Here is an 8572-nt window from a genome sequence, read left to right as displayed (position 1 = left end):
CTCCTATCAGTACGAAAGGCTCACCAGCGCACTGGCTGGAGAAACCGTGTTGCAAACCACTGAAACTTTCAGAGGTTTTGATGATGTACCCGGCACAAAGGAAGTCCGAAAAACCATCATCAGTGAAGACTCATTGCTTCACGGACAGCCATTGCTGAGCCGAGACGACAATGAAGTGCGAATTCGCTACACCTACGATTCACTGATTCGGGTAGTCAGTGAAACCGTCGCACCAGGCGAGGCGGAATTCGAAGCCACGCGCCAGTACGAGTACTTCCTGACATCGCTGGATGGACAGCAGGCCAGTCAGGTGGTGACCGATGTCAAAGGGGTGAAGACCCGTAGTCTTGTCGATGGCCTCAGCCGCCCGGTGTACGAAGAACGCCAGGATGCGGACAATCCGCTGCGCGCCGAGGCGTATCGGCAGACATGGGCGGCACGTTACGACCTGTTCGAGAATTTGATCGAGGATACTCAATACGACTGGAGGGGTGCACAACAGGTCGCCCTGACCAGCAAGCTGGAATATGACGCGTGGGGCATGCAGTGCAGTGTCACGGGGCCGGACGGCGTGAAGGTCCATGAGCGCACCAACCCGATAGGTAGCGCTCAGTGGAAAGGGCCGATCCAGAGCAGTTGGAGCGAGGGAGCAGAAAAGGTCAGCGGCAAGACGCTGACGTACCTGAATTTGTTCGAAAAGCCGGATCGTGTCGAGCGGTTCGAGACCGACGAAACGCTGGTCGGCAAGCACCAATATGGCTATGACGGGCTGGGACGCACCGTCGAGGAGACCGATGCCCGCGATGCCACCACGCAATACGAGTACGATTCGTTTGACCGGTTGATCACCAATATTCTGCCCGGCGGCGCTGTTGTACAACGCCGTTACGCCGAACACAGTTCCGAAGATTTGCCGACGCAAATCAGCGTTGACGGTATCGTACTTGGCGAGCAAACGTTCGATGGCCTGGATCGCATGAGCGAGTCTGTCACAGGAGGGCGCAGGCAACGCTTTACCTATAAACCGGGGCAAACCCGTCCGGCGACGGTCATCACCGCCAGCAATCAGGAGATTGCCTATGATTATCAGCCGCAACTGGGCGAGGAGCCCAGCATGCGACGCCTGCCTGATAAAGAACCGGCTCAATACGTGCGCGACGGTAAAAATGCGCGGTTGGTCAGTTGCAAGGAAGAAGGGCTGGAGTTGACTCGCCAATACTTCAGCACCGGTGAGGTCAAAAGCGAGTCACGGGTTCAGAACGGCAATGTCGACATCATGCACTACGACTACAGTCGCCAGGGCCTGTTGCTGAACTACACCGACGTACTTGAGCAGACCCAATCCTATACCTATGACCTGGCAGGGCGCCTGGAACACACCCGACTGGGCACCACCTCTTCAAGCTTTACGTATGACAGCCTGGGGCAACCGAGCACGATCAGTACTCGGGACAGCGCCAGTGGGCAACATGTGACCATCAGCCTGGAACACGATGGATTGGGGCGTGAGACAAAACGTACCTTCGATCTGAACGGCATCGAGCAACAACTGACGCAGGTCTACAACGAAGTCGACCTGTTGATGCGCAGAACGCTGCGCGAAGGCCCGACACTGCTGCGTGATGAAACCTATGAATATGATCCGCGCGGGCGCCTGGTGCTTTATCAGTGCGAGGGCAGCCAGCCCCCGGTGGATCCATATGGGAAAGCCATTATCAGTCAGCTGTTCAGGTTCGACGCCATGGATAACCTGACTCGTGTAACCACAACGTATCAGGGCCCCGGCGGCACCAGAAGTACCAATAACGCCGTTTATAGCTACACGGGTGTCGACCCGGCCCAACTGTCAAAAGTGACCAACTCGGCCTCGGCTGACGGGTATCCCGCTGTCATCGAACTTGAGTATGACGAGAACGGCAATTTGATTCGTGATGAAGTGCGTCGGGTGCTGGAATACGATGCGCTGAGCCGTTTGGTCAGTGTCAGCGCCTTGCCGGGCGAATCGCCGAGTGGCTATCGCTACGATCCGTTGGACACCTTGTCCGGGGTCGACAGTGGCAATGGGGAGCAGCAGCGTTTTTATCAGGGCGGCGAACTGACCAGTCTTAAACAGGGTGGCAACAGCATAAGCTTCCTGCGCGGCGATGGAGTTGTGCTCGCCGAGCACCAGGCAGGTGCTGACCCAAAGTCGTTGATGCTGGTCGCTGATCAGAAAAACACGTTATTGAGTGAGGTCGCCAGCGGCAGGGCCAATCACGTAGCGTTTACGCCCTATGGTCACCCCAGTGCGCAACAGCCGGTGATTGCGGGTTTGGGTTACAACGGCGAATTCAGCGAGCCGCAAACGGGCTGGCAACTGCTGGGTAATGGGTACCGCGCCTATAATCCTCGGCTGATGAAGTTTCATAGCCCGGACAGTTTCAGTCCGTTTGGGGAGGGTGGGGTGAATGCGTATGCGTATTGTGAGGGGGAGCCGGTTTTGAGTGCGGATCCGGATGGGCATTCGATTGTGAGTTGGTTTAGGGGGTATAGATCAAGCAGTGCGCTGGCTTTTAAAAAAGGCGCGCCGAAGGCTTTATTGAAAGGTACAGAAGGCCGCGCGAAGGTTCGGCCTATTCGGATTAAAGATGTGCAGCGAGCGAGAAAAGCTGCAAAGTTGCATGAGCAGAACTCCGATGGAAATAAGGCTACTGAGCACGACTTGAAAGAATTTCCAGGGTATGTAGAGTTGTACGAAAAAGAATATGGTTTGGGTAGTTTTGCAGTTGATTCGACAGAAATGAATGCAATACTTCAGTCTGATGTGGAAAACGCAACCGCTTTACATGATTGGGTGAAAAAAAATGTCGGGAAGCTGGGCATTACCAAAGAGTCATCAAAGGATTTAAAAAATAAAGCGCAAGAGCACGACAGTAATGCTGCCGCTATCCGGATGAGAGGAGCTCAAGAGTATCTTCAACAGCACCAAGATAGGATGTATGAACTTAATAGGAGGAATGCTCTTTCCGGAGGCAAACCAAAATCTATTAAGCGAGAACATCACAGACCTACCTATGGGAGATAAGCAACAGCGCGTATTTATCTGACCGACCAAAACTGGATGGCGCCGAAAGTGCTAGCAGCCATCCAGTTTTTTGCCAGCCATTACATGTTAACCATGGCGAGTTGTCAGGCTGATTAATAACAAACCCTCACCCCAACCCACTCACCCGCGCAAACTCAACCAACCCACCGTCATGGTCAAGTCCCAACTTGTCCATGGCGGTTCTTTTTTGGCGGCTGATGGTTTTTTCGCTGCGGTTCAACTGCGCAGCAATCTGCCGGCCGGAGAACCCCTGGACAAACAACCTCACCACCTCCAGTTCACGCTCGGAAAGGCTGGCCAGTGGCAGGCGTGTGCCGCTGGCGGGCAAGGCGTGGGTTTCCAGCAGGGTGGCAAAGGTTGGACACACGTACAGACGCCCTTTAACCACCGTTTGCACCGCCCGCTTCAGCTCACTCAGGGGGCTGCGCTTGTCGAACAAACCACCAACGCCTGTGTTGAGCAGCGCTTGCAACAGTGAAGGGTTACGCAGCGTAGTCATCACGATCATCGGGATATGGCCGAAGTGGCGTTTGAGGTAACCCATCAAGGCCAATCCATCGGGCAAGCCTGCGTAGGGCATCGAGTAGTCGCTGATCAGCAGGTCGCAGGGGGTGTGCTGCAAAAGCCCGATCAGCTCTTTGGCATTATGGGCTTTGGCCACAATCGAGAGCGCCGGTGGCGTCGGCGTGGACAGGGCGATTTCGGCTCCCGCCAGCACGACCGGGTGATCGTCCGCGAGGATGATGCGTAGCGGGCTGCCGGGGCGGTGCCCGTACGATACGGGCGTATCGTCACAGGCACTGTCGCTGGGGGTTGAAGGAGTTGAGCAATGAGGCGTTTGATGCGGGTTCATGAAATGTCTCAACAGAGGGCGATGACACGCAGACCACTGTGGAGACACCGGTTCAAGGCATATGAATCAAACCCTGCTCCAGCGCCATGACCATGGCGATCCAGCGCGACCTCACACCGAATTTTCGGCGAATGTTGCAAAAGTGATAATTCACACCGGCCTCGGTACAACTGACGATCTGGCCGATCTCCCATGACGACTTGCCGGCGGCGCTCCACTGCAGGATTTCCTTTTCCCGGGTGGTGAGTTTGATCGCTTGTGGTGGCTTGCTCTCCCGGGGCACGAAGTTGACAGCAGTTGGCGATGATCGAACTGACACGGAATTGGTGCGATACATAATTGAATCTCCCATTCATCATCATTGACGGCGTGGGCGCGGCGGAATCCTCCTACTGCATGAAGGTGTGGTTCGCGCGGCCGCCCTACAGACACGGATATAGGCTGTAGGCACGACTCCCTTATAGCGCGATAAAACCCTCATGGAACCTGTCAGAAATTACAGGTGGCCGACTTTAGTTGAGAACCGGCGAAAAGACTGTCGGCTAATGCATCCTGATTTGTAGGAGACATCGCCGTCCTCATGAAGCCTACGTACCTTGTGGTAATTTTTTGATTGGACGGGCTTTTTTGTCGTGGACACCAGCGGGTGTGCCGAAAAAAGCACGGGCAAAAAAAACGGATGGGCACAGTCCGATCCCGCGTGCGGTGTAATGCCCGTCCGTCGAATTGAACGCCTGGCAGGTGCCTGCCAGGTTGCTGCCGGTGATCTGCAACGGCTTCGGGTTGCCAGTAGCAGAAAGAACCAGGCGTTCCACTAACAGTTCTGTCAGTGGTGCCGTAACAGCAAGCAATATCTAATGGCAGGCATAACAATCATTGCCTGAGGACTGTGCTGTGGTCGACCGTGAACATCCATCCGCATTGCCGCAACTGACATATGTTGCTCTTCCGGTCACGATTGCTGCGACCCCGCAATCAGAGTCGTCCATCAGCGTCATTTGGGGTTACATGGCCGGCGGCGGGCACACCGGTACTCGATTGCTGTGGGAGACAGAAGGGGGGATGGTCGGCGGGTTCGATGTCCCGATCAGTTCATTACGCTATGTCCTCACCGGCCTCAAACCTGATACTCGATACACGATAAAAGCCTTCGGGCTCAAGGGTAGCGAGGTCTCTCCCGGCAGCAAGGATGCGCAGGCCACCACCAAACCCGCATCCTCGCTGCCGGCCAGCCCGACGAATCTCGCCACGGCGCCTACGAAGGACACCATCTCATTGACCTGGTCCGGCCCCGCGAACGCCTCCATCTACAAGCTCAGCTATGGCCGGGCACCCAGTGGACCGGTGATTCGCAACGAAACAACCATGAGCATGGCGTACACGTTCAATGGATTGAGCGCGGGCACCTTGTATTACTTCGAAGTTCGTTCATCCAACAATGTGGGCGACTCGGCACCGGCGCGCATAACCCAACAGACGTTGCAGGTGCCCTCAATGCCTGGGGGGCTGCGAGCGACCGCTTCCATTTCAGCGATGGCCGTGGAGTGGTCTGCCTCCATCGGTGCGGTCGACTATGTGATTCGTTTTGGAGTAGAACCCGGTGGTCCCGTGACGACGCTGACCACGCAGCTATTGCGGCATCCGCTGGAAAACCTGATCAAAAATACGCTTTATTTTATCGAGGTCAGTGCTCGTAACCACAACGGTGAATCAGCCCCGGCACGCACCACCCAGAAGACCCTTGATGGCCCGCCACTGCCTCCCAAACCTGGCAGCCTGCACGTCGTCACCACCCATGATGCTGTCAGTATCGTTTGGGCCCCACCGCAATCGGCCGGCTACCTGGTCAGCATCGGAATCGAAACTGCGCAACGCGAGGTTTTCGCTACAGAAGCCACGCCGTACATGAACCATCGCTTTCAAGGCCTGCGTCCCGACACTCGATATTTCATTGAGGTGCGTGCAACCAATGCCAGTGGTGAATCCGAACCCTCCCTGGCCAGTGCGTCGACCCCAACTTTTCAGGCCCCTCAAGACCTTTCCGTCGATGGACTCACAGATGATTCAGCGCGCTTGAGCTGGCGTGCGAATGCGGATTACACGACACAGACGCAATATGAGATTTATCTGGGCAATCAGCTTCTGATGACGCAAACCGAAAGCACCTGCCGGATCACCGGGCTGATCGAGCAGAGCGGGTATGAAGCCAAAGTGCGAGCCAAAGGCATCGGGAAATACGGCTTGGGGGACTATTTCTCCGGGTTCGTGTCGAAGCGATTCAACACACCGGCTTACGATGGCGTCCGCATCTGCGCGCCCGGAAACTTGAGGGGCACTCGCAACACCGCCACAACCGTGTTGCTCAGTTGGGACGATTCCTACGAAAGGTGCGATTTGTGTCCCAATGCCGTGGGCTATGAGGTATCCGGAGCCGGCATCGCGACCATCAACGTGGCGCGACCGCCGTGCGAAATATCCGGCTTGAGCACCGATCGCCAGTACCTGTTTTCGGTTCGGGCACGTGCAGGCGGGAACAACGTTTCGTCGCCAGCCGATTGTTTGATCGGTGCGTGTCCGGACACGCCATCCTCTTTGCAAGTTACCGGCATTACGGGCACTGGCGCAACGCTGGCATGGTCGATCCCGGCGGGCAACGTGGCCGTGGCCGATTACCTGGTTGCCTGCGATGGTTGGTTCGTTGGTGCAACCCGTGAAATGGAATACACCTTCTCGTTGTTGGAGCCCGGAAAGACTTACCGCGTGGAGGTCCGGGCGCGCAGTGGAGCAGGAGGACTGTCTGCCCCGGTGACCGCGACATTCACCACAGGCGATACATCAAATTCACCGCGCAATCTGCACGTCACGGAGAATGAAAGCCACAGGGTCTCCATTGTCTGGGACCCGCCATTGGGGCCTTCGCCGATTGGCTACAGGGTCAGTGTGCTGTGGACGCCAACCGACGTTATCCAGCCAGAACACACCCTGTTCAACCTGATCCCCGGATTGCCACTCAATATCGCCGTGTGCAGTCGTTTTGCAGCAGACGTTGTGTCGGATTGGGTGTATGTCCAGGTCTTGCCGAAACCTTAGCGCGAGGCCTGGCTTCCCAGATCACGCCAATGCACTCAACCACGCCGAACCCAGCAGTAACAGCGCCATGAAGCGATTGAACCGTTGCATCGCGTGGGGTGAGCGCAACCAACGGCTGGAGCCCGCGCCGAGCAATGCCCAAACCCCGAGGCAGGGCAATGAAATCAGGAAAAACGCCAGGGACAGGTACATCACATGCACAAGCCGGTCTTCACCCACCCCGGCGAACACACTGACCACCGCCAGCGCCATCATCCAGGTTTTCGGGTTGATCCATTGCAAGCCGGCCGCGCCGAGCAAACCAAGGCGCTGCCCGGCCTGCGCAGTGGCAGTGGCAGTGGCAATGGCAATGGCAACGGCAGGGGCGCGATAGATTTGCCAGGCCAGAAAACTCAGCCATGCCACGCCAGCCCACTGCATGAGCGTTTGCAGCTGGGGCCATTGAGTCAGTGAAGAACCGGCACCCGTACCCACCAAAAGCACAAGCATCGCGGCGCTGGCGCAAGCGCCAAGGATGATCGGAACCGCAGCGGCCAAACCGAATCGGGCGCTGTTGCTCAGCACCAGAATATTGGTCGGACCGGGGGTGATCGACGCCACAAAGGCGAACAGCAGAAAGGGCAGCAACGTCGGGAAAGAGGACAGCATCGCAGGCAGACTCCGGTGAAAATCAGTACGTTGATATTCACAGTCGCCGGTATTACCTGTCTGGAAGATTTGAGCAGCGCTTGCGGTACAGCGCCGGCGTCAGGCCGTAGGCGCGCATGAACCAGCGCCCAAGATGGCTCTGGTCGGCAAAACCCAGTGCCATCGCCACCGCTGCCGGCTGTTCGCCACGGGCCAGCATCCGCCGCGCCGTGGCCAGGCGCAATTGCACCAGATACGCGTGGGGCGCCATTCCATAGGCCGCCTTGAACGCGCGGGTCAGGCGGAAGCGGTCGACGCCAGTGACTACTGCCAGTTGATCGAGGCCGATGTCGTATTGCGCGTTGGCATGCAGGTATTCCCGGGCTTTCTGCGCCACCCGTGGCAGACGCGGGTCCTGGCCATCGCGGGCGCGCCAGTGCAAATGGCTGGTCAGGCGTTCGAGCAAGCCGTCGAGGGCGGTCTGGCGGACGATCTTCAGTTCACCGCGATGCAGGGTCTCAAACGCCAGGCTGGTGGCCTGGGCCAGGCGCGCATCGCTGGCCAGAGTGGCGGCGAAGCTCAGCTGGCTGTTGTCGGGGGCATGATCGAACACGGCGCCGAGTTCGCGCTGCAACCACTGTGGGTCGAGGTACAGCATGCGGTAGGTGAAACCGTCGGCGGTCGGCGCTTCACCGTCATGGATGTCACCCGGTTCAAGCAGAAACACCTTGCCCGGCGTGCTCTGGTGCCTGGCCCGTCGGCAATTGAATTGCTGGACCCCTTGCTCGGTGACGCCCACCAGATAGCTGTCATGCCAGTGCGGGTCGTAGGCGTGGCCTTCGAAATGCGCGCGCAGGGTCTCGATGCCGGTGTCGGCATCCTGGGCCAGGTCGATCCAGTTGTGAGCGCTCATGGGG

The 8572-nt window shown here is 57.5% G+C and carries 7 protein-coding genes; 2 read left to right on the top strand and 5 right to left on the bottom strand.

The window, feature by feature from the left end:
- Positions 1 to 46 precede the first annotated feature (46 nt).
- On the top strand, positions 47 to 3064 hold the full coding sequence (locus VC35_RS19910; protein ID WP_052960570.1) for an RHS repeat domain-containing protein: 3018 nt from the start codon (positions 47 to 49) through the stop codon (positions 3062 to 3064).
- Positions 3065 to 3191: 127 nt separating this feature from the next.
- Here the strand turns inward: VC35_RS19910 and VC35_RS19905 are convergent, their stop codons facing one another.
- The 3 genes from VC35_RS19905 to VC35_RS19895 all read right to left on the bottom strand — a co-directional run bounded on the left by VC35_RS19905 (position 3192) and on the right by VC35_RS19895 (position 4753).
- Entirely contained in the window at positions 3192 to 3938 is a 747-nt protein-coding gene (locus tag VC35_RS19905) for a response regulator (protein ID WP_052960569.1), read from the bottom strand.
- 52 nt (positions 3939 to 3990) lie between these two features.
- Positions 3991 to 4275 (bottom strand): helix-turn-helix transcriptional regulator, encoded by a 285-nt coding sequence (locus tag VC35_RS19900; protein WP_046042125.1) that lies wholly within the window; start codon positions 4273 to 4275, stop codon positions 3991 to 3993.
- Between the two features lie 250 nt (positions 4276 to 4525).
- Entirely contained in the window at positions 4526 to 4753 is a 228-nt protein-coding gene (locus VC35_RS19895) for a hypothetical protein (protein WP_046042124.1), read from the bottom strand.
- A gap of 79 nt (positions 4754 to 4832) precedes the next feature.
- Between VC35_RS19895 and VC35_RS19890 the strand changes: the two genes are divergently transcribed.
- Positions 4833 to 7028, top strand: coding sequence for a fibronectin type III domain-containing protein (locus VC35_RS19890; RefSeq protein ID WP_080925344.1), 2196 nt, complete (start codon positions 4833 to 4835; stop codon positions 7026 to 7028).
- A 21-nt stretch (positions 7029 to 7049) separates the two neighbouring features.
- Here VC35_RS19890 and VC35_RS19885 read toward each other — a convergent pair whose 3' ends face one another.
- Together VC35_RS19885 and VC35_RS19880 are read right to left on the bottom strand one after the other, a co-directional pair.
- Positions 7050 to 7676, bottom strand: coding sequence for a LysE family translocator (locus VC35_RS19885; protein WP_046042122.1), 627 nt, complete (start codon positions 7674 to 7676; stop codon positions 7050 to 7052).
- A gap of 52 nt (positions 7677 to 7728) precedes the next feature.
- Complete coding sequence (locus tag VC35_RS19880; RefSeq protein WP_046042121.1) at positions 7729 to 8568, bottom strand: AraC family transcriptional regulator; 840 nt, start codon at positions 8566 to 8568, stop codon at positions 7729 to 7731.
- Between the last annotated feature and the right edge of the window lie 4 nt (positions 8569 to 8572).

Source organism: Pseudomonas fluorescens (genome assembly GCF_000967965.1).
Taxonomy (GTDB): Bacteria; Pseudomonadota; Gammaproteobacteria; order Pseudomonadales; family Pseudomonadaceae; genus Aquipseudomonas; species Aquipseudomonas grandcourensis.
Note: the sequence above shows the minus strand (reverse complement) of the source record. Positions and strands in the feature narration are given on the sequence as shown.